The organism is Streptomyces sp. NPDC029292 (genome assembly GCF_055569295.1).
The window spans coordinates 434293-456479 of the sequence record NZ_JBVHXR010000004.1; the positions used below are offsets into that span (position 1 = coordinate 434293).

The window sequence follows — 22187 nt, forward strand, 5'->3', positions numbered from 1 at the left end:
TCAGAAGCGTTGACGCGCAAGCGCTTCGACTCTACGGTCCCGTTCGAAGTGCTGATCGGTGTTCGGAACTTCGAACATGTAGTGCCGTGAACCCATCGACCGCGCTTCCCCTGTGTCCCGCCACTCCCCAAGGAGGGTCCCGCGTGAGCCGCACCTCCCGCAGAACCGCGCTTCTCGCCGTCCCCGCGGCGATCCTGCTCGCTCTCGTCCCGAGCAGCGCGTCCGCGTATCCGAACCCCGGCACCGTCACCGGCTCCGTCGTCGTCCACGACCCGACGATGATCCGCACCTCGTCGGGGCAGTACCTGCTGTACGCCACCGGCGGCGGCCTGAGCTACAAGACCTCCACCAACCGGATCGCGTTCACCGCCGGCAGCGACGCGTTCACCACCAAGCCCAGCTGGTGGTCGACGTACGCGACGGAGGCCTGGGCGCCCGACATCTCGTACCACGGCGGCAAGTACCTGATGTACTACGCCGTCTCGACCTTCGGGTCGAACACGTCGGCCATCGGTCTCGCCGGTTCGACGACCGGACTGCCGGGCTCCTGGAGCGACTACGGGATCGTCTACACCTCCACCAGCTCCAGCGACTACAACGCCATCGACCCGAATCTCTTCGTGGACGACGACGGCAAGTGGTGGCTGTCCTTCGGCAGTTGGTGGACCGGCATCAAGATGATCCAGATCGATCCGTCGACCGGGAAGCAGCTGTCGTCCAACACCACGCGGTACTCGATCGCGGCACGGCCGACCGGGACGAAGGCCGTCGAGGCGCCGTACATCGTCAAACGGAACGGCTACTACTACCTGTTCGCCTCGTACGACGTCTGCTGCCAGGGCACCAGCTCCACGTACAAGGTCAAGGTCGGCCGGGCGACGAGCGTCACCGGGCCGTACTACGACCAGAGCGGGGTCGCCATGCTCAACAACGGCGGCACGCCCGTCCTGGAGTCGCACGGCAGCGTCATCGGGCCCGGCGGTCAGTCCATCATGGCCGACTCGGACGGCGACCTGATCGTCTACCACTACTACGACGGCAACGACAGCGGGACGCCCAAGCTCGGGATCAACCTCCTGAACTGGAGCAGCGGGTGGCCCGTCGCCTACTAGCCCGCCTGGTTGTACAGCATGGCGCCGACGGCCGGCCAGCCGGTGGGCTGCTGGCGCGGCTGCTGGGGCTGGGCCTGGACCTGGGGCTGCGGCTGGGGCTGCGGTTCCGGCTGGGTCCGGCCCCGGACCTGGGCGGCGGTCAGCCCTCCCTGCGCGCCCTGTGAGGCGGCGGTCATCCCGGCCATCCCGCGCATGCCGGTCTGGGCGACGGGCTGCAGTCCGATGGCCGGGGCCGCGGCGGGCATGGCCGTAGCGGGTGCGGGTGCGGGTGCGGGTGCGGGTGCCGGTGCCAGGCCCGGCATCGCTCCGGGAGCCTGCGCAGCGGCCGGTGCGGGCCAGGCGGTGGGCTGCGGCTGGGGGAAGTTCGGCCCCCCGGTGGGCTGCGCGGCGGGGAAGTTCGACACCGCGGCGGGCTGCGGGGCCGGGAGGCCCGGCATCGGCTGCGCCGCGGCAGGCCCCGGCCACGCGCCCGCCTGGGCGGCCAGCCCCTGCAACCCCGCCCCGTTCGTGGCGCTGACCAGACGGTCCACCGCCGCCGTACCCGAGCTGTAGCTGGTCCCGGTGCTCAGCTCGGGTACGGCGGCTCCCCTCCTGGTCCCGTAGAGCACCTGTTCCAGGCCGGACACCAGGCGACGCACGTCCACCTGGGGGCGCACCACGAGTCTCAGGAAGCGACTGGACGAGCCGATCTTGTTGCCGCACTCGCGGACCAGGATCCGGTGCTCGGTGAGCAGCCGGTCCCGGACCACGGTGCCCTCGGCGCCCACGGGGAGGCGCACGAAGAGGAAGTTGCCCTGCGACGGGTAGACGGTCAGACCGGGCAGCGTGGAGAGCTGTTGGGCCATGTCGAGCCGGTCGCGGCGGACCATGTGCAGGCTCTGCATGTACTCCTGACCGTGCTCTCTGAGCATGAACACCACGTACTCCGCGAAGGAGTTGAGGTTCCACTTGGGCAGCATGGAGCGGACCTTGCCCGCGAGGGCCGGGTTGGCGACGAGGTAGCCGAAGCGGATGCCGTGCAGCCCGAAGTTCTTGCCGAGGCTGCGCAACACGATGACGTTGGGCCGCATCACCGCGTCCTCGACGACGCTCGGCTCGGACTCGGCGTCGGCGAACTCCAGGAACGACTCGTCGATGATGATCAGGTCGAGATCCGCCATCGCGTCCATGAACTGGATCAGCGAGTGGCGGGGGATGAAACCGCCGTCGGGGTTGTTCGGGTTGCAGATGACGGCGACGCGCGTGCCGCGGGCGCGGATGAACTCGGCGTACTGGGCGAGGTCGAGGGCGAATCCCGCGGACTCCTGGAGCGGGAACATGTCGACGCGCTTGCCGGTCTCCATCGGCTGGTCGGTCCAGCGGCCGAAGGTCGGGACGGGTATCGCGAGGGACTCGCGCACCAGCAAGTGGTCGATCCAGGTGATGAGTTCGGTGGAACCGTTGCCCATCGCGACGCACTGCGGCGGGAGTTGGAGCAGTGAGCACAGCTCGCCCGTGATGGTGTCGGCGCTGCTCGGGTAGTACGTGATGATCTCGCGCAACCGGCCCGCCAGTTCGTCGAACATCGCGGGTGTGGGGAAGTACGGGTTGCACGGAATACAGAAGTCCACCGGACCGGCCCCGTCGCTCTCCCGCGTCAGCGCGGCCATCGAGGGGCTGTGCGCCGCCGTGCTGCGGAACAGCGAGGTGACGTTGTCGGCCATGGAACCTCCGTATGGGGCGGACCCGCTGGGGCGGACGGGCCCTCCGTCTTTGGGTGGCCCGTGCGGGGGAGCACGGGCCGCCCTCTCATACGGATACGGACGTGGCGCTGTTCAACTCGTGTGAATTGGGTAAGGGTTTCAGGCGCTGAACGAGTGCACCGTCGTCGTCCGGTACGTCTGACCGGGGCGCAGCACCGTCGACGGGAACGACGCATGGTTCGGCGAGTCCGGGAAGTGCTGCGTCTCCAGGCACAGCGCGTCGCCCTGCCGGTAGATGTGGCCGCCGGTGCCGACGAGCGTGCCGTCCAGGAAGTTGCCGGAGTAGAACTGCAGGCCCGGCTCGGTCGTCGCGATCTTCAGGGTGCGGCCGGAGGACGGGTCGTGCAGGGTCGCGATGTGCTCGGGCTTCGCCGTGATGCCCTTGTCCAGCACCCAGTTGTGGTCGATGCCCTTGCCGTAGAGCAGCTGCTGGTTGGCGACCCGGATGTCCGCGCCGACGCTCTTGGTGTGCTGGAAGTCGAAGGGTGTGCCCGCGACCGTGGCCAGCTCACCGGTGGGGATCAGGCCCGAGTCGACAGGGGTGTAGCGGGAGGCGGCGATCTTCAGCTCGTGGTCGTAGATCGAGCCGCTGCCCTCGCCGGCCAGGTTCCAGTAGACGTGGCTGGTGAGGTTGACGACGGTGGCCTTGTCGGTGGTGGCCTCGTAGTCGATGCGCCAGTCGCCGTGTTTGGTGAGGGTGTAGGTGACCTTCGCCTTGAGCGTGCCGGGGTAGCCCATCTCGCCGTCGACGCTGGTGTAGTGCAGGACCAGGCCCACGTCGGAGCCGGAGGTGAAGCCCTCCACGTCCCAGACGTGCTTGTCGAAGCCCTGGGAACCGCCGTGCAGGCTGTTCACGCCGTCGTTGACGGACAGCTGGTAGCTCTTGCCGTCGAGGGTGAACTGGCCCTTGGCTATGCGGTTTCCGTAGCGGCCGATCAGCGCGCCGAAGTACGGGGTCTTCGCGACGTAGTCCTCGATGTTGTCGAAGCCCAGGGAGACGTTCTTGTAGCGGCCGTGCCGGTCAGGGATCTCCAGGGACTGGACGACGCCGCCCCACGACAGGACCTTCAGGCGCGTGCCGCCGTTCTCCAGCGACCAGCGGTAGACCTTCGTTCCGTCGGCGAGCTTGCCGAAGAGCTCCTTCACCGGCTTCCTGCCTCCCGTGGCGTGGGCCGTGCCGACCGTGGCGGCGGTGATGCCCGCTGCCGCCGCCGCGGCGATGACGGTACGTCTGCTCGTTTCCATGTGCGGCTCCTGCAATGGAGGGGCCCCGCACGAGGCGGGGCCCAGCTGTTTTACGAACCGACCTTGCGTTTGTTCCACACGTCGAAGCCGACCGCCGCCAGCAGGACCAGGCCCTTGATGACCTGCTGCCAGTCGGTGCCGATGCCGACGAGGTTCATGCCGTTGTTCAGCACGCCCAGGACGAGACCACCGATGATCGCGCCGAGGACGGTGCCCACGCCGCCGCTCATCGACGCGCCGCCGATGAACGAGGCGGCGATCGCCTCCAGCTCGAAGTTCAGACCGGCCTTGGGCGAGGCCGCGTTGAAGCGGGCCGCGAAGACCAGGCCCGCCAGGGCCGCGAGCATGCCCATGTTCAGGAAGACCAGGAAGGTGACCTTCTTGTCCTTCACACCCGACAGCTTGGCCGCCGGGAGGTTGCCGCCGATCGCGTAGATGTGGCGGCCGATCACCGCGTTGCGCATCAGGTAGCCGAAGCCGGCGACCAGCACGCCGAGGATCAGCAGGACCACCGGGGCACCCTTGTAGCTGGCGAGCAGCATGGTGACGGTGAGCACGGCGGCGATCAGCGCGACGAGCTTGAGGAGGAAGAGGTTCGTGGGCAGGACGTCGAGCGAGAACTCCTGCTGCCGCTTGCGGTCGCGGACCTCCTGGAACACCACGAACGCGATCAGACCGATGCCGAGCAGCAGCGTGAGGTTGTGGTAGTTGGTGGTCGGGCCGACCTCGGGCAGGAAGCCGTTGGCGACCTTCTGCAGACCGTCCGGGAACGGGCCGATCGTCTGGCCCTTGAGGAAGATCTCGGTCAGACCGCGGAAGGTCAGCATGCCCGCCAGGGTCACGATGAACGACGGTATGCCGAGATACGCGATGAGGAACCCTTGCGCGGCGCCCGCGGCCGCGCCGATGGCCAGGCACATCACCAGGGCGATCGGCCAGGAGATGTCGTGGTTGACCATCAGTACGGCGCCCATCGCGCCCACGAACGCCGTCAACGAGCCGACCGACAAGTCGATGTGGCCCGCGATGATGACGAGCATCATGCCGATCGCGAGGATCAGGATGTAGCTGTTCTGCAGCACCAGGTTGGAGACGTTGCGCGGCAGCAGCAGGTCGCCGTCGGTCCACACGGCGAACAGCACCACGATCAGGCCGAGGGCGAACAGCATGCCGTACTGCCGCATGTTGCGGCGCATGCCGTCAAGGATCAGATGGAGCAGACCATCGGTGGCGGCCGATCCGGTCTTGCCCGGCGGCGCGGGGGCCGGCGTCTTGGCGGTCACATCCGTGCTCATCGCGCTACCTCTTTGTCCTTCGTCATCTGACGCATCAGTGATTCCTGTGAGGCCTCGGCCCGCGAGAACTCACCGGTGAGCCGCCCCGCGGCCATCGTGTAGATGCGGTCGCACATGCCGAGCAGTTCCGGCAGCTCGGAGGAGATGAAGACGACCGCCTTGCCCTCGGCCGCCAGCCTGTCGATGACCGTGTAGATCTCGAACTTGGCGCCCACATCGATCCCGCGGGTCGGCTCGTCCAGGATCAGTACCTCCGGCCCCGCGAAGATCCACTTGCTGAGGACGACCTTCTGCTGGTTGCCGCCCGACAGCTTGCCCACCGGCTCGAAGACGGTCGGCGCCTTGATGTTCATGGACTTGCGGAAGCCCTCGGAGACCTTCCGCTCCTCGTGCTCATCGACGACACCGCGCTTGGCGACCTTCCCCAGGGCGCTGAGCGTGACGTTGCGGTTGATGGTGTCGATGAGGTTGAGGCCGTAGTGCTTGCGGTCCTCGGTGACGTACGCGATCCCGTGTCCGATGGCCTCGGGCACGGTCTTCGTACGGATCTCCTTGCCGTCCCTGAGCACCGTGCCGCCCGCGTACCGGCCGTACGTACGCCCGAAGACGCTCATCGCCAGCTCGGTGCGGCCGGCGCCCATGAGCCCCGCGATACCGACGATCTCCCCGCGCCGCACGGAAATCGACACATCGTCAACTACCTTGCGCTGCTGGTCGATCGGGTGGAACACGGTCCAGTCGCGGACCTCCAGGGCGGGCGCGGAGCCTACCTCCGGCTCGTGCGGTGTCCGCTCCGGGAAGCGGTGTTCGAGGTCGCGGCCGACCATGCCGCTGATGATCCGGTCCTCGGTGGTCTCCGGAGCCTTCACGTCGAGCGTCTCGATGGAGCGCCCGTCGCGCAGAATCGTCACCGAGTCAGCGACCCGCTCGATCTCGTTCAGCTTGTGGGAGATGATGATCGAGGTGATGCCCTGCCTCTTCAACTCCAGGATGAGATCGAGGAGTTTGCCGCTGTCCTCGTCGTTCAGGGCGGCCGTCGGCTCATCCAGGATGAGCAGCTTCACCTTCTTCGACAGCGCCTTGGCGATCTCCACGAGCTGCTGCTTTCCCACGCCGATGTCGGCGACGCGGGTCTGCGGGTTCTCGTCGAGCCCGACCCGCCGCAGCAGCTCGGAGGCGTGTCGCAGCGTGTCGGTCCAGCTGATGAGCCCGCGGGTGGCGTGCTCGTTGCCGAGGAAGATGTTCTCCGCGATGGAGAGGTACGGCACCAGGGCCAGCTCCTGGTGGATGATCACGATGCCGTGGTGCTCACTGGCCCTGATGTCCTTGAACGTGCAGACCTCTGACTCGAAGAGGATGTCTCCTTCGTAACTCCCGTGCGGGTGAACGCCGGAGAGGACCTTCATCAAGGTCGACTTGCCGGCGCCGTTCTCCCCGCAAATGGCATGGACCTCGCCCTGCTGGACGGTCAGTGTGACGTCCGACAGCGCCTTGACGCCGGGAAAGGTCTTGACGATCGAGCGCATTTCCAGGACGGGTCCCGCCATGGTCGTGCCTTCCAATCAGTAGGATCCGGCGGTTACTTGAGGTCGCTTGCCTTGTAGTAGCCGGTGGTGACGAGTTCCTTCTCGTAGTTGGTCTTGTCGACGCTCACCGGCTGGAGCAGGTAGGCGGGGACGACCTTGGTGCCGTTGTCGTACGTCTTGGTGTCGTTGAGCTCGGGCTTCTTCTTGTTGAGGGCCGCGTCGACCATGTTGGAGGCGACCTTCGCCAGCTGGCGGGTGTCCTTGTAGACGGTCTGCGTCTGCTCACCCGCGATGATCGACTTCACGGAGGCGAGCTCCGCGTCCTGACCGGTGACGATCGGCAGCGGCTTGCTCTTGGAGCCGTAGTCGTCCGACTTCAGGGAGGAGAGGATGCCGATGGAGATGCCGTCGTAGGGCGAGAGCACCGCGTCGACCCGGTCGCTCTTGTACGACGAGGTCAGGATGTCGTCCATGCGCTTCTGGGCGGTGCCGCCGTCCCAGCGCAGGGTGGTGACCTGGTTCAGCGCGGTCTGGCCGGACTTGACGACGAGCTGCTTCTTGTCGATGTACGGCTGCAGGACGTTCATGGCGCCCTGGAAGAAGTACTTCGTGTTGTTGTCGTCGTTCGAGCCCGCGAACAGCTCGATGTTGAAGGGGCCCTTCTTGCTGCCGTCCTTCAGCCCGAGCTTGTCGACGATGTAGCCGCCCTGCAGCTCGCCGACCTTCGTGTTGTCGAACGACGCGTAGTAGTCGACGTTCTTGGTGCCGAGGATCAGGCGGTCGTAGGAGATCACCGGGATGTTGGCGTCGGCGGCCTGCTGGAGCACGTTGTTCATCGACTTGTTGTCGATGGCCGCGATGATCAGCGCGGACACGCCCTGGGTGATCATGTTCTCGATCTGCGAGACCTGCTGGTCCGGGTCGTCCTCGCCATAGGCGAGCTTCGTCTTGTAGCCCTTCGACTCAAGGTCCTTGACCACGTTGTTGCCGTCGTTGATCCAGCGTTCCGAGGACTTGGTCGGCATGGAGATGCCGACCGTGGAGCCCTTGGTGCTCTTGTTGTCGTCCTTGCTGCCGCCGTCGCCGCTCTGGCCGCAGGCGGACAGGGTGAGGGCGAGGGAGGCGGCTCCGGCTATGGAGGCGAGGGCAGCTCTGCGGTTGCGCATGATCATCTTCCTTGATGTCGTGGACCGGGCTCGGTCTCGCGTTGCGGGGCTCCGAAGGGCGGTGCGAGAAAAGACCGAGAAGAGGTGTGTGGGATTGTGCGCGGCTGTGTCGTCTTATGTGAAGGGGGTTTGTCCGAACGTTATGAGGGAGTGTCGAACCGCGTGAGCGTGCCGGGCAGCCGGGTGCCGAGCGGCGCCATGTCCCCGTCCGCTCCGTGCCGCGCGAGCAGGTCCAGGGCGAGCCGGCCGCGCCGCACCCTTTCCCGGGCCGTGTTCAGGGTCAGGTCCCGCAGATGGTGCCCGTACGGGTAGATCCCGGGCGTCTTGGACAGACCGAACTTCAGATAGAGCGGTGCGCCGCGCCGGATCAGCTCGGCGACCTCGTACATCCGCACGTACCCGCCGAGGTCGTCGGGGGCCTCGATGTACATGTCCATGGGAGCGGCGGAAACCCGCCGGATCTCGGTGAGGTGATCGAGCGTCAGATCGCTCGGCACGTTGACGGAGTCGGCGCCGAGGTGCTCGTACACGGCGTACGCGGCCGGGTTGACCGGTCCGATCAGCGCCGAGACCTTGAGGGTCGTGTCGGCCGGGATGATCCCGGCGACGCGCGCCCGGTGCAGCGTCCACAGCACGCCCTCGTCGGCGACGAGCAGGCACTTGACGCCCAGCTCGGTGGCCCGGACGGCATCTTCGACACAGCCGGCGACCGCGTCGTGGCCGCGGGCGCGCAGCCCGGCGCCGCGCGAGTCGGTGCGGACGGAGGCGCCGATGTCCCAGGTGCCGCGCGGCCCGGTGAAGAGGCAGAGCTCGATGTCGCGTTCAGCGGTGGCCTCGACCATCTCGGTGATCTCGGCGTCGGTCAGCATCCAGACGCCGCTGCCCTGGCTGATCCGGTGGATCGGCACATCGAGCCGCGAGGACTCCTTGAGGACGATCGCGAGCGCCTCGGGCCCCTCCACGGAGGGAACCTCGGTGCGCCAGCGGCCGCCTCCCGGGAACGTGTGCGGCGAGGCGTCGGCGGGGGAGAGGTCGGGCGCGCCCAGGCCGAGCGCGGCGAGCGCCTGCTCACCGGGTCGACGGGCTGCCGTAGTGGAGGCGTCGGTCACAAGCTGTCCTTCGCGTTCGTGGAGTGCTCGTTCGATATTTCGGACATGGTTCGTGTCGATGGGTGTACGCCGGTACGCAGCGTCAGGATCTCCGTACCGGCGTACGGCTCAGGGGCGCAGCAGGACCTTTCCGACCTTGGGATCGCCGGACCCCACCAGCTCGATGGCCTGGGGGAACTCGGCGAGCGCCAACTCGTGCGTGACCAGCGGCAACGGGTTCAGCAGCCCCGCGCCGAACACCCGCACCGCGTGTGCCCAGGCCTCCGGCGGCGCCCCGAAGACGGTGTGCACCTCCAGCTGCCGTACGACGAGATCGGTGGGGTCCAGTCCCTCGGCGCCCGGCGCCGGGATCCCCGTGAGGACAAGACGCCCGCCGCGCCTGAGCAGGGAGGCGGCGGTGCGCGCGGCGGACGCCGACCCGGCGGTCTCGATCACGACGTCGAAGTCGTCGGGGAGTGCCTGGTCCCTCGTACGGAAATCGGTGGCGCCGAAGTCCTTCGACAGCGCGGCCCGGTCCGGGCGGGTGCCGACGACGAGCAGCTCGGAGGGGGAGCCCGCCTTCAGGAACTGCACGGCGAACATCCCGAGCGTCCCCGTGCCCACGACCGCGACCCGCTCGCCGGGCAGGGCGTTGGCCTTGAGCGCGGCGGCCGCGATGCAGGCGGCGGGCTCCAGCAGGGCCGCCGCCGTCAAGTCGGCGTCGTCCGGCAGGACATGGAGGAGGCGGGCCGGGAGCGTCAGCGTGGTGGCCATCGCGCCGGGCTGGGTGAAGCCGGTCTCCTCGTATCCCGCCGTGCACAACGTTGTCTCGCCCGCGTGGCAGCGGTCGCAGACCTGGCAGTTGCGGAAGCCCTCACCGACGACCTTGCGGCCGACGACCGACTCCGGGACCCCGGCGCCGACCGCCTCGACGGTCCCGGACCACTCGTGGCCGGGCGTGAGGGGGTAGCGGACATACCCGTCGGGCCGGTTGCCTTGGTAGACCTCGCGGTCGCTGCCGCAGATGCCGACGGCGTGGACGCGGACCAGCGCCTCGCCCGCCGCCGGCTGCCGGGGCTCGTGCGAGATCAGCCGGTGCTCGCCCGGCGCCTCGATGACGACCGCGGTGCTCACCGCGCCCCCTTCGGCTTGCGCTGCTCCCAGCCGTCCGCCCAGAGGTCGAACCGGGCCTGCTGCTGCGGGAACTCGGCCGCCGCGTCGACGTCCAGCTCCACACCGAGACCGGGTGCGTCCGACAGCTGGAAGTAGCCGTCGACGACCTGCGGCGCCCCCTTCACGACCTTCTTGATCTCCGCGTCCGCGAAGTCGTTGAAGTGTTCGAGGATCTTGAAGTTGGGGGAGGTGAACCCGACCTGGAGGGAGGCGGCGGTGAGGACGGGACCGCCGACATTGTGAGGAGCGACGAGGACGTAATGCGCCTCGGCGGTCGCTGCGAGCTTCCGCGTCTCCCAGATCCCCCCGATGTGACCGACGTCGGGCTGGATGATGTCGACGGCCTGGCTCTCGAAGAGCTCGCGGAACTCGATGCGGTCGTGGATGCGCTCACCGGTGGCGACCGGGATGTCGACCTTGGCCGCGACCTTCTCCAGCGCCTTGAGGTTCTCCGGCGGGACCGGCTCCTCCAGCCAGGCGGGCTTGAAGGGCGCGAGCTCGCGGGCCAGGCGGACAGCGGTGGCGGGCGAGAACCGGCCGTGCATCTCCAGCATCAGCTCGGCCTCGGGACCGATCGCGTCGCGCACGGCCTCGATGAGCGAGACGGAGTAGAGAGTGGCCTCGTGGTCGAGCTCGAAGTGCCCGGTGCCGAAGGGGTCGATCTTGAGGGCCTTGTAGCCCCGGGCGACGACCTCCTGCGCGGCCTTGTGGTACGCCTCGGGAGTCCGCTCCGTCGTGTACCACCCGTTGGCGTACGCCTTGACCTTGTCGGTGACCTTGCCGCCGAGCAGCTGCCAGACCGGCACGCCCAGCGCCTTGCCCTTGATGTCCCAGCAGGCCATCTCGATGACCGCGATGCCGGACATGACGATCTCGCCGGCCCGTCCGTAGTCGCCGTACTTCATGCGGCGGACGAGGTCCTCGACAGCGAACGGGTCGGAGCCGAGAATGTGATTGGCCTCCGCCTCCCGCAGATAGCCGATCAGCGCGTCGGTATGGCCCAGCATGCGGGTCTCGCCGACTCCGGTGATGCCCTCGTCGGTGTGCACCTGGACGTACGTCAGGTTCCGCCAGGGCGTCCCGACCACGTGTGTGCTGATTCCCGTGATGCGCACGGCAGTTGCCCCCTGTGCTCTTCGGCTCTGTTCGAAATTTCGTCACACGTTCGAAATGCTGGCGTGACAGTAAGGACGTGGCCCCGGGGGTGTCAATGGGTCGAACGCATAACGGTTTCGACGCGATGCGCGCGAGATGGCGGGGAATGGTCGGGGGTGTCCTCAACTCGGCACGCCGGAACGGGAAGTTCCCTACACAACTTTCACACTCGGGACTATGAACGTTACCTGTGAGGAACTTAGTCTTCCCGCGTCATGGACTACTGCCACCCGTGCCGAAGGCACCTCAATGGCGCCCTTGCATGCCCGGGGTGCGGCACCTCAGTCGAAGAGGTGCGCGCGTACGCGGACGAACTGGACGCGCGCACGGATACGACGGACGACGTCGACGAGCCGGACGAGGACGACGCGGAGCGTCCCGGGCGGGCCCGTGGGCGCGGCGCGCGGCGCCGGGGTCCCGCGGGCGGTGCTAGCCGGCGCGACCGGAAGGCCGCCGCGCACCGGCGCCGGCGGCGGCGTGTGCTGTTGGTGTCGGCCGGGCTGCTGCTCGCCGCGGGCGGGCTGAGCCTCGCCGAGCTCGGGATCGAGGCGCCGGGGTCGAGTCCGCAGGCCGCGAGCGCCGACGATGCGGTGGACGACGGTTCGACTTCTTCCGCCGAGACCGCTCAGCCACTCGGTGACACGGCGGGGACCGGCGGCACCTCTGCCACCGGCTCTCCGGGTGCCTCCGCGTCGGCGTCCGTCTCCGCGTCCGCCTCCGGCGACAAGTCCGAGAAGGACAAGAAGAAGTCGAAGGACGAGCAGTCGGCGACCGCGGGGAGCACTCCGGGCACCTCCACGTCGGCCCCCACGTCCACGTCTGCCCCCGAGACGTCCGCACCCGCGACAACCTCCCCGACCACGTCCGCCCCCACCCCGGACCCCACGCCTTCGCAGTGCAACCGGTTCTTGTGGTGGTGCACGTAGGGCGCCCGTCCCTGGGGCTCCGCTCCAGACCCCGCTCCTCAAACGCCGGAGGGGCTGATTCTTGGCCCGTCCGGCGTTTGAGAAAAACCTAGACCCCGAGCATCCGCTGGAGCAGGTCCCGGAGGGACAGCCGCTCCTCGCGGGAGAGCCCCGCCAGCGGCTCGCGGGCGAAGTCGAGGGAGTCACGCAGGCTACGGGCGACCCGCCGCCCCTCCTCCGTCGCCGCGGCCAGCTTCACACGCCGGTCCGTCGGATCCGGCCGCCGCTCCACCAGCCCCCGCGCCTCCAGCCGATCCACGATCCCCGTGACATTCGACGGCTCACACTTCAGCTCCTGCGCCAGCCGCCGCATCGGCAGCGGCTCCAGCGACAGCAGGCTCAGCAACCGCGCCTGCGCCCCGGTCAGTGCATGCTGGGCGGCAGCGTCCTCGTACTCCTCGTGATAGCGGGCCACGACCGAGCCGATGAGGTCGACGACCTCCAGTGTCAGGGGGTCGAAACGGGGTGTCTTCTGTGTGGCCATGGACTCCAGCGTACCCGGTTACTTGACATCATGAAATATTTAGGCGCATGGTTGTTTCAGGTACTGAAGTATTAGAGCCGCACCCAGGAACCACGCAGGAAAGGCGCACCCTCATGTCCGACACCCCCCAGCTCCCCACCGTCAGCCGCGAATGGCACCTGGTCAGCCGCCCGGTCGGCTGGCCGAAGCCCGAGGACTTCGCCCTGGTCGAGGCCGAGGTCCGGCAGCCGGGGGAGGGGCAGATCCTGGTCCGGAACAAGTACGTCTCCGTCGACCCGTACATGCGCGGCCGGATGAGCGCCGCCAAGTCGTACGTCGCCCCCTTCGAGCTGGGCAAGGCCATGCAGGGCGGCGCGGTAGGCGAGGTCGTCGCCTCCAACGCCGAGGGGATCGAGGTCGGCGACCACATCCTGCACTTCCTCGGCTGGCGCGAGTACGCCGTCGTGGACGCCAAGCAGGCCGTCAAGGTGGACGCCGAGGCCGCGCCGCTGTCCGCGTACCTCGGTGTCCTCGGCATGACCGGCCTCACCGCCTACGCGGGTCTCCTGCGCACCGCCTCCTTCAAGGAGGGCGACTCCGTCTTCGTGTCCGGCGCCGCCGGTGCCGTCGGCAGCCAGGTCGGCCAGATCGCCAAGCTCAAGGGCGCCTCGCGGGTCATCGGCTCCGCCGGGTCCGACGAGAAGGTCAAGCTGCTCGTCGAGGAGTACGGCTTCGACGCCGCGTTCAACTACAAGAACGGCCCGGTGGGCGAGCAGCTGCGCGCGGCCGCCCCGGACGGCGTCGACGTCTACTTCGACAACGTGGGCGGGGACCACCTGGAGGCGGCCATCGGCTCCCTCAACCAGGACGGCCGTATCGCCGTCTGCGGCATGATCTCCGTCTACAACAGCACCGAGCCCGTCCCCGGCCCGAAGAACCTCGCCCGTCTGATCCAGACCCGCGGCCGCATCCAGGGCTTCCTCGTCGGCGACCACTACGACCTGCAGCAGCAGTTCGTCCAGGAGGTCGGCGCCTGGATCCGTTCCGGCGAGCTCAAGTACCGCGAGACCGTCGTCGAGGGCGTCGAGAACAACCTGGAGGCGTTCTTCGGCGTCCTGCGCGGCGACAACATCGGCAAGATGATCGTCAAGTTCTGAGTCCACCCGGATCCCGGGCAGGCTGTTGCTGGACTTCCGGCATACGGTAACTTCTTTCCGAAGTCGTCGCGATCGTGGGCGCGAGTCGCGGCGGACCAAGGAGGAACGCACCGTATGTCCATCCAGCAGTCTGACGTCCTGTACACCGCCGTCGCCACCGCCGAGAACGGTCGCGACGGCCGGGTCGCCACCGATGACGGCAAGCTCGACGTCGTCGTCAATCCGCCCAAGGAGATGGGCGGCAGCGGCGCCGGCACCAACCCGGAGCAACTCTTCGCCGCCGGGTACAGCGCCTGCTTCCAGGGCGCCCTCGGCGTCGTCGCCCGCCAGGAGAACGCCGACATCTCCGGCTCGACCGTCACCGCGAAGGTCGGCATCGGCAAGAACGAGGACGGCTTCGGGATCATCGTCGAGATCTCCGCCGCCATCCCGAACGCCGATGCCGCCACCGCCCGCGCGCTCATCGAGAAGGCCCACCAGGTGTGCCCGTACTCGAAGGCGACCCGTGGCAACATCACCGTGACGCTTGCCTGACAGCACTCGTTGCATACGGCAGAGGCCGCACCCTAGGACGTGGGGTGCGGCCTCCGTCGTACGGAGCCTTGCTCAGGATCGGGACACCGTCAGCAGTGCCCTCCCCACCTGCGGGAACTCCCCCTTCGGATGGTCGCGGAAGAGCGGTTCCGTGCCGAACAGCACCGCGTGCTGGCCGCTGACGACCGCCGCCTGACCGGCTGCCGCCGTGGGCCCACCGGTGCCGTCGCCCAGCGGCCGCCAGTGCCCGGAGACGAGCGGATTGCCGGTCGCGTACGACTGCTCGACGCGGACCCCGGGCCCGAGATCGGTGAACCAGACGGGCGCGTACACGAAGCTGTGGTCCGGGGCGCCGGTGGTGTCGGTCCCCGAATTCACCACCCGCACCACGCCGTTGGCGTCCCCGTTGCCCTCCACCGGCTTCACCGCGAGCAGTCCGGCGGCGGCGTTGAGCGCGGCACCCGTGGCTCCTCGTCCGACCAGGCCGTGGGTTGCCAGGAAGGCGTCGAGGGCCGTCCGCGCGGCCGGGGTGAGGGCCGAGTGGTCCAGCCCCGACGACACGAACAGGACGTCCGCCGTGGACCAGTCGAAGCCCGCGTTGAGGATCGCCGTCGACACCGGGACCACGTCGAAGTTCATCTCGCGCAGCGCGAAGAGCTCGCCGGGGGTGACGGCGGCGGCGACGCGTACGCGATGCAGGGCGGTCCCTTGTGAGGCCTTCGTCGCGTCGAAGGCGACGTCGTACTCGCGGGCGAGCGCGACCGCCTCCGTACGGGCCGAGGACGGCACCAGCGCGCTGCCGTCGGTGTCCTGACGTACCGAAACACCCTGCTGGAGAAGGGAGTTGAGTGCCGCGATCTCCTGCGGAGCGTCGAGCCGGAGGCGGAGGTCGCCGCGCGGAGCGACGTATCCGACCTGCGTGGCGGCGTCGACCGCGCGCAGCGGAACGGCGGAAAGACCCCCGCTCTCCACACGCTCGACCGTCGCGCCCCACAGGCGGCCCAGGCTCCAGCCCGAGATGTCGTACATCGTCGACACCTTGTCGCTGATGTCCCGCCCGTCCGCCAACATGACATTGGCCAGCCCGCGTTTGGGCTGACGCAGGTCGACGACGTACGAGCCCTTCGTGTACGACCCTCCCGCGAGCCGGAAGTCGCGGGTCGCGCGGGTGACGCGTACGTCATTGGCGAGGAGATGGTCGACGAGGCGGGCGGCGGCGGTCGCGGAGCGCTGCGTGGCGCCCGCCGGAATGACGTACGCGCGGGGGAAGTCGGTCGTGTAGACGTCCTCGGGGCCGATGCCCGGGACCCCGGGGACCGTCTCCGCGGAGACGGGTACCTGGGCGGCTCCTTCCGCGCCGCGCCGGAAGACCTCGATCTGGTCCGCGATGAGCGAAGTCCGGTGGGACCGGGCGAAGTCGAGGGTCGCGCGCATGGCCGCGCCCGCGACATCGACGTTGATGGCCGAGCGGCGTCTGAGCTCGTCCACCGGCAGGGTGTTGTACGCCGAGTTGTTCACCGTCATCGGGATCTCGACGGTGTGCGCGGCGACCGTGCCGTGGAACGCCGCGTACTGGGGTGTGAAGATCGGCGGCCAGTCGTCCCAGCCCTCCTGCTGGTCGCGGAACGGGATCTGGACGGGCTCGACACCGTCCTTCGCGGGCGTGTAGCCGAGGCCGTTGACGGCGGCCTCCATGCCGAGGGCGTTGGCGTAGGTGTTCTTGAGGAAGAGGTCGTACTCGTAGTTCTCGCCGTGCGGCGGGGTCGTCGGCTCGATGAGGGTGCCGTTGGCATAGCCGTGCAGGTCGAGCATGACGGCCGGCTGCTTGTCGATCGCGATCTGCCGCATCGCGCGCACCTCGGGCTGCGAGGCGGTGATGAAGTCCCGGTTCAGGTCGAAGCCGTTGGCGTTGGTCCGGGTACCCGCGATACGGCCGTCCGGGTTCGCGGTGATGTTGAAGTAGAGGCGGTTGTGGGCGAGGAGGTCGGTGGTCTTGGCGTCCTTCGCGGTGGCGAGCTGCTCGATGAGCCCGAGGGTGGCGTCCGTGCCCTCCCACTCGTTGCCGTGGATGTTGCTGTTGAAGAAGACGGGAGTCTTGTACGAGGTCTTGATCGCCGGATCCTTGGCCGCCGCCCGGGGCGCGTTCTCGATGAGCTCGCGCATCCGCTCCTGGGCGAGGGTCTGGCGGGCGGACTCGGGTGCGGTGACGGTCACGAGGTAGAGACGGTGTCCGCCGGCCGAGCTGCCCGTGACCTCCACGCTGACGCGGTCGCCGAGCTGTTGCAGGGCGTTCAGCTTCGGGGCGATGGCGTGGTACGGGGTGAGGCCGAGCTTGATGGACTTGTCCGCGGGGTTCTCCGGGTCCGGGGTGAGGACCTGTTCACGGGGGTATCCGCGCGTGTCGGCGGAGAGGTCGGTGACGGGGGCGGCGAGGGCGCTGCGGGCGGCGCTCGCGGGGTTCTCGGCGGCGCTGTCGGCCGCGACGGAACCTTCGCGGACCGGTGGTTTGCGGTCCGCGGTGGCGCTGGGCGGGGCGAACAGGAGCGAACCGGCGGCGGTGGCGGCGACGATCAGGACAGGTCTCGGTAGGCGCACGCGTCGTACCTCCTGAGGAGTTCCTGTGATCGGTACAGGTCGGTACGGGGAGGTGTACCTGTTCGACTCTCCCGCAACAAGAGGGCGTTGCCGTCACGGCTGTCGTCATGGATGCCCCGGATGGCGCATCCCCGACGGGTCCGAACGGGCATGCTGAGAGCGACCCCCGGCCCGATCCGGGACAGGTCCTGGCGGCAAGGCGCGTGGCGAGGAGGCCCCCATGTCCCCGATTCCGTCGCTCCCCAGCAGGGAGGACGTGGTGCGCATGGCGCGCAACACGACCGACATCACCGGCCAGCTCCTCGACACGGCCGGGAACATCACCAGAATCGCCATCAACACGTTCGACCCCCGGGACGGGTCGGGGGCGGAGGTGCTGCGGGTCCTGCGGGAGACCACGGCCGAGCTGGCCGAGGCGAGCGCCTCGCCCCAGGCGCAGGAGGCGTTCTACCGGATCGTGGACACGCTGACCCGGCTCGGCACCAGTGGGGCGCCATTGGCGGTGCATCCCGTGAGTGAACCGGCCCAGGCGTTGCTCGCCGCGCTCGGCGACAGCCTGCTGCCCGTCCTCGACGCGGTGGAACCCGCGGTGCAGGAGGCGGCGGTCGCGCTGGGGGAGTTGGTCGAGGCGACCTCGCCGCTGCTGCCCGCGACGGCGGGGGTCGCGGCGGGGGCGCTGCTCGCGCTGACGCCGGTGGTGCGGGCCGCCGCGGAAGTCCTGCGCAGCTCGTCGCCCGAACTGCGGCGTATCGCCGATGCGTTGACGGCGGCGCTCGCTCCTCTTCTGCCGCTCCAGGTGGCTCTGGCGGAGCGGGCGGCTACCGCCGGTGCGGGTGTTGTGCGGGCCGGGCTTCCGCCGCTCGCCGACCTCACGGAGGCGGCGGCCGCCGCCATGAAGGCGGCCCGTCCGCTCCTCATCGCGAGCGAGGAGCTCGTGGTCTCCGGCCTCGAACACCTCCAGCCGGTGCTGCTGGCCGCGGCCTCCCGGGCGGGGCGTGTGGCCCGGGAGGCGGCCGTCCGTGTCTCGGCGGCGGTGTCGCCCGCGGCGGAGCGGGGGGTGGTGGTTGCGGTCACACCTGTGTAGTTCGCCCCCGCCGGAGGGGCTGAAATCAGCCCCTCCGGCGTTTGAGGAGCGGGGTCTGGGGCGGAAGCCCCAGGCCGGGACGGGCAGGGGCGGCGGGGCGATAAAGTTCCCCCATGCGCGATCTTGGGGTGGGCTTCAGCTACCTGGTGCAGGGCCAGCGATGGGTGGCACGGCACGGGAAGCAGTACGGCTTCGGACTGGTACCGGGCCTGATCGCCCTCGTGCTGTACGCGGCAGCGCTCGTCGCCCTCGCCCTCTACGGCGAGGACTTCGTCAGCTGGGCGACCCCGTTCGCGGACGACTGGACCAGCCCCTGGCAGGGCCTCTTCCGCGGCTTCCTCACCGCCGTACTCTTCGCCCTCGCCCTCCTCCTCGCCGTCCTCACCTTCACGGCGGTCACCCTCCTCATAGGCCAGCCGTTCTACGAGTCCCTTTCGGAGAAGGTGGACCGGGACGTCTCCCCGGACGGCACGGCCCCCGAGTCCGGCCTCCCCCTCTGGCGGGAGCTGTGGATCTCGGCACGCGACAGCCTCCGCATCGTCGTACGGGCGGTGATCTGGGGCATCCTGCTCTTCGCCCTCGGCTTCGTCCCGTTCGTCGGCCAGACGGTCGTCCCGGTGATCGGCTTCTTCGTCACCGGCTTCTTCCTGACGGAGGAGCTGACGGCGGTGGCCCTGCAACGCCGTGGCGTGCAACTGCGCGACCGCCTCAGCCTGCTCCGCTCCCGCAAGACCCTGGTCTGGGGCTTCGGCACCCCCCTGGGCCTCGCCTACCTCGTCCCCTTCGTCGCCGTCTTCCTGATGCCCGGCGCGGTCGCGGGCGCCACGCTGATGGCCCGCGACCTGCTGGGCGAGGAGACCCGCGAGGACACCCGCGAGGACACCGGAGAAGAAGACGAGAACCGGCGAGAGGAAGAGGAAGCCGACGCATGACCGAGATACTCGCCGTCGCCGTCATCACCGTCCTGGCCGTCATCGCCCCCGGCGCCGACTTCGCCATGGTCGTCCGCAACAGCTATCTCTACGGCCGCAGGACCGGCCTGCTCGCCGCCACCGGCGTCGCCGCCGGCGTCCTCGTCCACGTCACGTACACGATGCTCGGCGTGGGCCTCCTGATCGCCTCCTCCACCTCCCTGTTCACCGTGATCAAGCTGATCGGCGCGGCCTACCTCGTCTACATCGGCGTACGCACCTTCCGCACCCGCGGCGAGGTCGAGGTCGACCTGGAGAACAAGTCGGCCCTGACGCCGTTCGCCGCCCTGCGCACGGGCTTCCTGACGAACGTCCTCAACCCGAAGACCACCCTCTTCGTCGTCTCGACCTTCGCCCAGGTCGTCAGCCCAGGCACCCCGGTCTACCAGCAGGTGGGCTACGGCCTGTTCATGTCCTTCGCCCACCTGCTGTGGTTCGGCGTCGTCGCCGTGTTCTTCTCGCACGACCGGATGCGCACGCTGATGCTGCGCGGCCAGAAGGTGCTGAACAAGGTCATCGGCTCGGTCCTGGGCGGGCTGGGCATCACCTTGGCGTTCGCCCCGTCGCATTAGCCATCAGCCATCAGCTGCCATTAGCCACTGGCCGCCACCGTCAGGATCGCCCGCACCTGGGCGATGATGTCCAGCCGGTTCCGCACGAACTCGGGGTCGGTGACCGTCCCGGTCGCCGGGTCAGTGTTGTCCGTGCCGAACTGGAGCACCGGTGTGTGGACATGCCCTCCGGGCAGCGAGGAGTGCAGCCCGAGCCGGTCGCGCAGGAGCGTCGCGCGGTAGGCGATCTCGTTGGAGAGATAGTTGCCGCCGCCCCCGGAACGGGCCGTCGAGCCGGGGGTCGGGCCGTCGGGGCGTACGACGGGATCCGTGCCTCCCGCCGGAATCTCGGTCACCGACGTGTTGTCGTACACGGGGAAGCGGCCCGTGTTCGCGGCCACGATCTCCTTGTACGGCAAGGTCGTCGACGTCCACTGCGGCTGCGAGGCCGGATCGGTGACCGGGACGGTCTCCGTCACCGAGAGGTTCTGGTTGTCCGGGTAGCCGCCCCGCCAGGCCCCGTTGGTCCGCTCCACGTCGAAGCGGCCGACGCGCCCCTGGCTGATCGTCGTGAACAGGTCCACGTGGGGGAGGTACGGCCGCAGCGTCCGCTCCACCATGCCTCCCCCAGAGCCGAATGCCTGGGAGGTGCCCCCAGTGAAGTCCTGCCAGCGGACCGGAAACACGGCGGTCTCGACGCGCGCCGGACCGTCCGCGGTCTGGATCGTCGTGCCGTCGAGGGCGAGGGCGGTGGCCCCGGACGGGTTGGAGATCCGGATGTCACGGTCGAGCGTGAACGGGTCGAACCCGGTGACCAGGATCCGCTTCACGCCCTTGGCGTGCGGGTAGCGGATGGCGTTCTGGCCGCGTGAGTTCTGCTCCAAGGAGTCGAGCAGCCTGGCGCGTTGGGCGTCCGTGACGGCGAACTCGGGCTCCCACTGGCGTACTTCACGCGTCATCCCGAGCCGGGCCCAGTACAGCGGCCGGTCGTCGTCCCGGCTGAGGTCCCCGCCCGCGGGGCCCCGGCCCTGCGCCCGGTCCACGGCCCGCCGCCACAGCCGCGCACCCTGCTGTACGACGACGCGCTCGGCCTGCGCGTACGAATCCGCTCTGTCCAGCGCCCGCGCGAACTCCGGTGCCACGGTGGCGAATCCGGAGCGCCGCAGGATCTCCTGGGGTGCGGCCCTGTCGAGCCGCTGCTCCTCCACGGTGGGGGTCCCGGCGGCCGACGAGGTGGCGGACGCGGCGGGCGCCGTGGCCAGCCCCGCTGCCAGGGCCAGTCCGAGTACGCCGATCCGAACGCGTATATGAGTCAAGGGAGTTCGAGCCTTCCGTAGCTGTGGGGTGCTGCCGGACGGCGGCAGTATCCCGTGACGGATGGGGCGTACGCCATGCCGCGTGACCCGAGGGACCCCTCAGGCCGGGATCTTCGCCGCCGACTCCCGCAGCGCCGCCAGGAACGCCTTGGCCGCCGGTGCCAGGGACCGCCCGAGCGCCGTCGCCGCGTACACCGCCCGGGCCGGCGCTCCCTCGTCGCGCACCGGGAGCAGCGCGATGTCGGGACGTACGGACTCCGCGGCGAGCGCCGGGACCAGGGTCACGCCGAGACCGGCGGCGACGTACCCCTGCTTGGCGGTCCACTCGGCCACGACATGCGCGACGCGCGGGCGGAACCCGTGCCGCAGGGCCGCGTCGAGGAGCGTGCCCTCGGGGCGGGCGCCGCCGGATATCCAGTCGGCGTCGGCGAGTTGGGGGAGTCGTACCGACGGCTCGGCGGCGAGCGGGTGGTCGGCGGGGACGGCGACGTACAGGGACTCGTCGAGGAGGTGGTGCAGGGTGCAGGTGTCCAGCGGTGCCCGGCCCGTCGTCGAGACGACCGCCAGATCGAGGTGGTCGGAGGCCAGCCGGTCCAGGAGCGCGGGCGTGAGCCCTTCCTCGCGGCTGAGCCGGACCCCGGGGTGGCGGGCGCGGAACGCCGCGATGGCCCGCGGTACGAGTGCCGCGTCCGCCGTGGCGAAGGCGCCCACCCGCAGCCGCCCGCCCGCCACCTCGCCCAGCGCCGCCAGTTCGCGCCCGGCGCCGTGCAGCCGCTCGACCACCGCCTCCGCGTGTGGCACCAGGACCCGCCCGGCCTCCGTCAGCCGGACACCCCGGGGCAGCCGGTCGAAGAGCGGGGCCCCGCCGAGCGCCGACTCCAGCGAGGCGATCTGCCGCGACACCGCGGACTGCGTCCATCCGAGCGTCCGCGCGGCCACGGTGAACGAACCGTGCCGGGCGACTTCCAGGAACACCCGCAGCCAGGTGGTGGAGAGGTCGGGTATGTCGTGCGGGCTTACGGCATGCGGGTTCAGCATGGCTCCCATGC

Annotated in this window: 19 protein-coding genes; 7 read left to right on the forward strand and 12 right to left on the reverse strand. The window is 69.3% G+C overall.

Features of this window, described 5'->3' with window-relative positions; all coding sequences use genetic code 11:
• The first annotated feature begins 143 nt into the window (after nucleotides 1–143).
• Nucleotides 144–1112, forward strand: coding sequence for an arabinan endo-1,5-alpha-L-arabinosidase (locus ACZ4WS_RS13045; protein WP_467979867.1), 969 nt, complete (start codon nucleotides 144–146; stop codon nucleotides 1110–1112).
• On the opposite strand, the gene ACZ4WS_RS13050 is transcribed toward ACZ4WS_RS13045, so the two are convergent.
• From ACZ4WS_RS13050 to ACZ4WS_RS13085, 8 genes are all read right to left on the reverse strand, one after another.
• Nucleotides 1109–2815: a pyridoxal phosphate-dependent aminotransferase gene (locus ACZ4WS_RS13050; protein ID WP_467979869.1), complete on the reverse strand. Its 1707-nt coding sequence runs from the start codon at nucleotides 2813–2815 to the stop codon at nucleotides 1109–1111. The two genes, ACZ4WS_RS13045 and ACZ4WS_RS13050, sit on opposite strands and share 4 nt — an antisense overlap.
• Nucleotides 2816–2953: 138 nt before the next feature.
• The gene (locus ACZ4WS_RS13055) at nucleotides 2954–4099 is read right to left on the reverse strand and encodes an aldose epimerase family protein (RefSeq protein WP_467979871.1); all 1146 of its coding nucleotides are present in this window, start codon (nucleotides 4097–4099) and stop codon (nucleotides 2954–2956) included.
• A 50-nt stretch (nucleotides 4100–4149) separates the two neighbouring features.
• On the reverse strand, nucleotides 4150–5394 hold the full coding sequence (gene mmsB, locus ACZ4WS_RS13060) for a multiple monosaccharide ABC transporter permease (protein ID WP_467979872.1): 1245 nt from the start codon (nucleotides 5392–5394) through the stop codon (nucleotides 4150–4152).
• Entirely contained in the window at nucleotides 5391–6941 is a 1551-nt protein-coding gene (mmsA, locus tag ACZ4WS_RS13065) for a multiple monosaccharide ABC transporter ATP-binding protein (RefSeq protein ID WP_467979874.1), read from the reverse strand. Before mmsA ends, mmsB begins: the two co-directional genes overlap by 4 nt.
• Before the next feature lie 32 nt (nucleotides 6942–6973).
• A complete protein-coding gene (chvE, locus tag ACZ4WS_RS13070) occupies nucleotides 6974–8086 on the reverse strand; it encodes a multiple monosaccharide ABC transporter substrate-binding protein (RefSeq protein ID WP_467979876.1) in 1113 nt (370 codons plus the stop codon).
• Nucleotides 8087–8226: 140 nt separating this feature from the next.
• Nucleotides 8227–9195, reverse strand: coding sequence for a hypothetical protein (locus tag ACZ4WS_RS13075; protein ID WP_467979878.1), 969 nt, complete (start codon nucleotides 9193–9195; stop codon nucleotides 8227–8229).
• A 108-nt stretch (nucleotides 9196–9303) separates the two neighbouring features.
• Nucleotides 9304–10308, reverse strand: coding sequence for a zinc-dependent alcohol dehydrogenase (locus ACZ4WS_RS13080; protein ID WP_467979881.1), 1005 nt, complete (start codon nucleotides 10306–10308; stop codon nucleotides 9304–9306).
• Nucleotides 10305–11462 carry a mandelate racemase/muconate lactonizing enzyme family protein gene (locus ACZ4WS_RS13085; RefSeq protein ID WP_467979882.1) on the reverse strand — a complete coding sequence of 386 codons (1158 nt, stop codon included), beginning with the start codon at nucleotides 11460–11462 and terminating at the stop codon, nucleotides 10305–10307. The genes ACZ4WS_RS13080 and ACZ4WS_RS13085 overlap by 4 nt, the downstream gene beginning before the upstream one ends.
• A 255-nt stretch (nucleotides 11463–11717) precedes the next feature.
• Between ACZ4WS_RS13085 and ACZ4WS_RS13090 the strand changes: the two genes are divergently transcribed.
• On the forward strand, nucleotides 11718–12428 hold the full coding sequence (locus ACZ4WS_RS13090) for an SCO2400 family protein (protein ID WP_467979883.1): 711 nt from the start codon (nucleotides 11718–11720) through the stop codon (nucleotides 12426–12428).
• An 88-nt stretch (nucleotides 12429–12516) separates the two neighbouring features.
• On the opposite strand, the gene ACZ4WS_RS13095 is transcribed toward ACZ4WS_RS13090, so the two are convergent.
• Nucleotides 12517–12951, reverse strand: coding sequence for a MarR family winged helix-turn-helix transcriptional regulator (locus ACZ4WS_RS13095; RefSeq protein WP_467979885.1), 435 nt, complete (start codon nucleotides 12949–12951; stop codon nucleotides 12517–12519).
• 113 nt (nucleotides 12952–13064) lie between these two features.
• On the opposite strand from ACZ4WS_RS13095, the gene ACZ4WS_RS13100 reads away from it, so the two are divergent.
• On the forward strand, nucleotides 13065–14087 hold the full coding sequence (locus tag ACZ4WS_RS13100; RefSeq protein WP_467979886.1) for an NADP-dependent oxidoreductase: 1023 nt from the start codon (nucleotides 13065–13067) through the stop codon (nucleotides 14085–14087).
• 114 nt (nucleotides 14088–14201) lie between these two features.
• Complete coding sequence (locus ACZ4WS_RS13105; RefSeq protein ID WP_467979887.1) at nucleotides 14202–14621, forward strand: organic hydroperoxide resistance protein; 420 nt, start codon at nucleotides 14202–14204, stop codon at nucleotides 14619–14621.
• A gap of 72 nt (nucleotides 14622–14693) precedes the next feature.
• Here ACZ4WS_RS13105 and ACZ4WS_RS13110 read toward each other — a convergent pair whose 3' ends face one another.
• Nucleotides 14694–17216: a M14 family zinc carboxypeptidase gene (locus ACZ4WS_RS13110; protein WP_467979889.1), complete on the reverse strand. Its 2523-nt coding sequence runs from the start codon at nucleotides 17214–17216 to the stop codon at nucleotides 14694–14696.
• Between the two features lie 220 nt (nucleotides 17217–17436).
• On the opposite strand from ACZ4WS_RS13110, the gene ACZ4WS_RS13115 reads away from it, so the two are divergent.
• The 3 genes from ACZ4WS_RS13115 (at nucleotide 17437) to ACZ4WS_RS13125 (ending at nucleotide 19843) form a co-directional block, all read left to right on the forward strand.
• Nucleotides 17437–18300: a hypothetical protein gene (locus ACZ4WS_RS13115; RefSeq protein WP_467979891.1), complete on the forward strand. Its 864-nt coding sequence runs from the start codon at nucleotides 17437–17439 to the stop codon at nucleotides 18298–18300.
• A gap of 113 nt (nucleotides 18301–18413) precedes the next feature.
• A complete protein-coding gene (locus ACZ4WS_RS13120) occupies nucleotides 18414–19232 on the forward strand; it encodes an EI24 domain-containing protein (protein WP_467979893.1) in 819 nt (272 codons plus the stop codon).
• On the forward strand, nucleotides 19229–19843 hold the full coding sequence (locus ACZ4WS_RS13125) for a LysE family translocator (RefSeq protein ID WP_467979895.1): 615 nt from the start codon (nucleotides 19229–19231) through the stop codon (nucleotides 19841–19843). The genes ACZ4WS_RS13120 and ACZ4WS_RS13125 overlap by 4 nt, the downstream gene beginning before the upstream one ends.
• Nucleotides 19844–19863: 20 nt before the next feature.
• Here ACZ4WS_RS13125 and ACZ4WS_RS13130 read toward each other — a convergent pair whose 3' ends face one another.
• On the reverse strand, nucleotides 19864–21138 hold the full coding sequence (locus ACZ4WS_RS13130) for a pyroglutamyl-peptidase I (protein ID WP_467979897.1): 1275 nt from the start codon (nucleotides 21136–21138) through the stop codon (nucleotides 19864–19866).
• 99 nt (nucleotides 21139–21237) lie between these two features.
• A complete protein-coding gene (locus tag ACZ4WS_RS13135; RefSeq protein WP_467979898.1) occupies nucleotides 21238–22185 on the reverse strand; it encodes a LysR family transcriptional regulator in 948 nt (315 codons plus the stop codon).
• Between the last annotated feature and the right edge of the window lie 2 nt (nucleotides 22186–22187).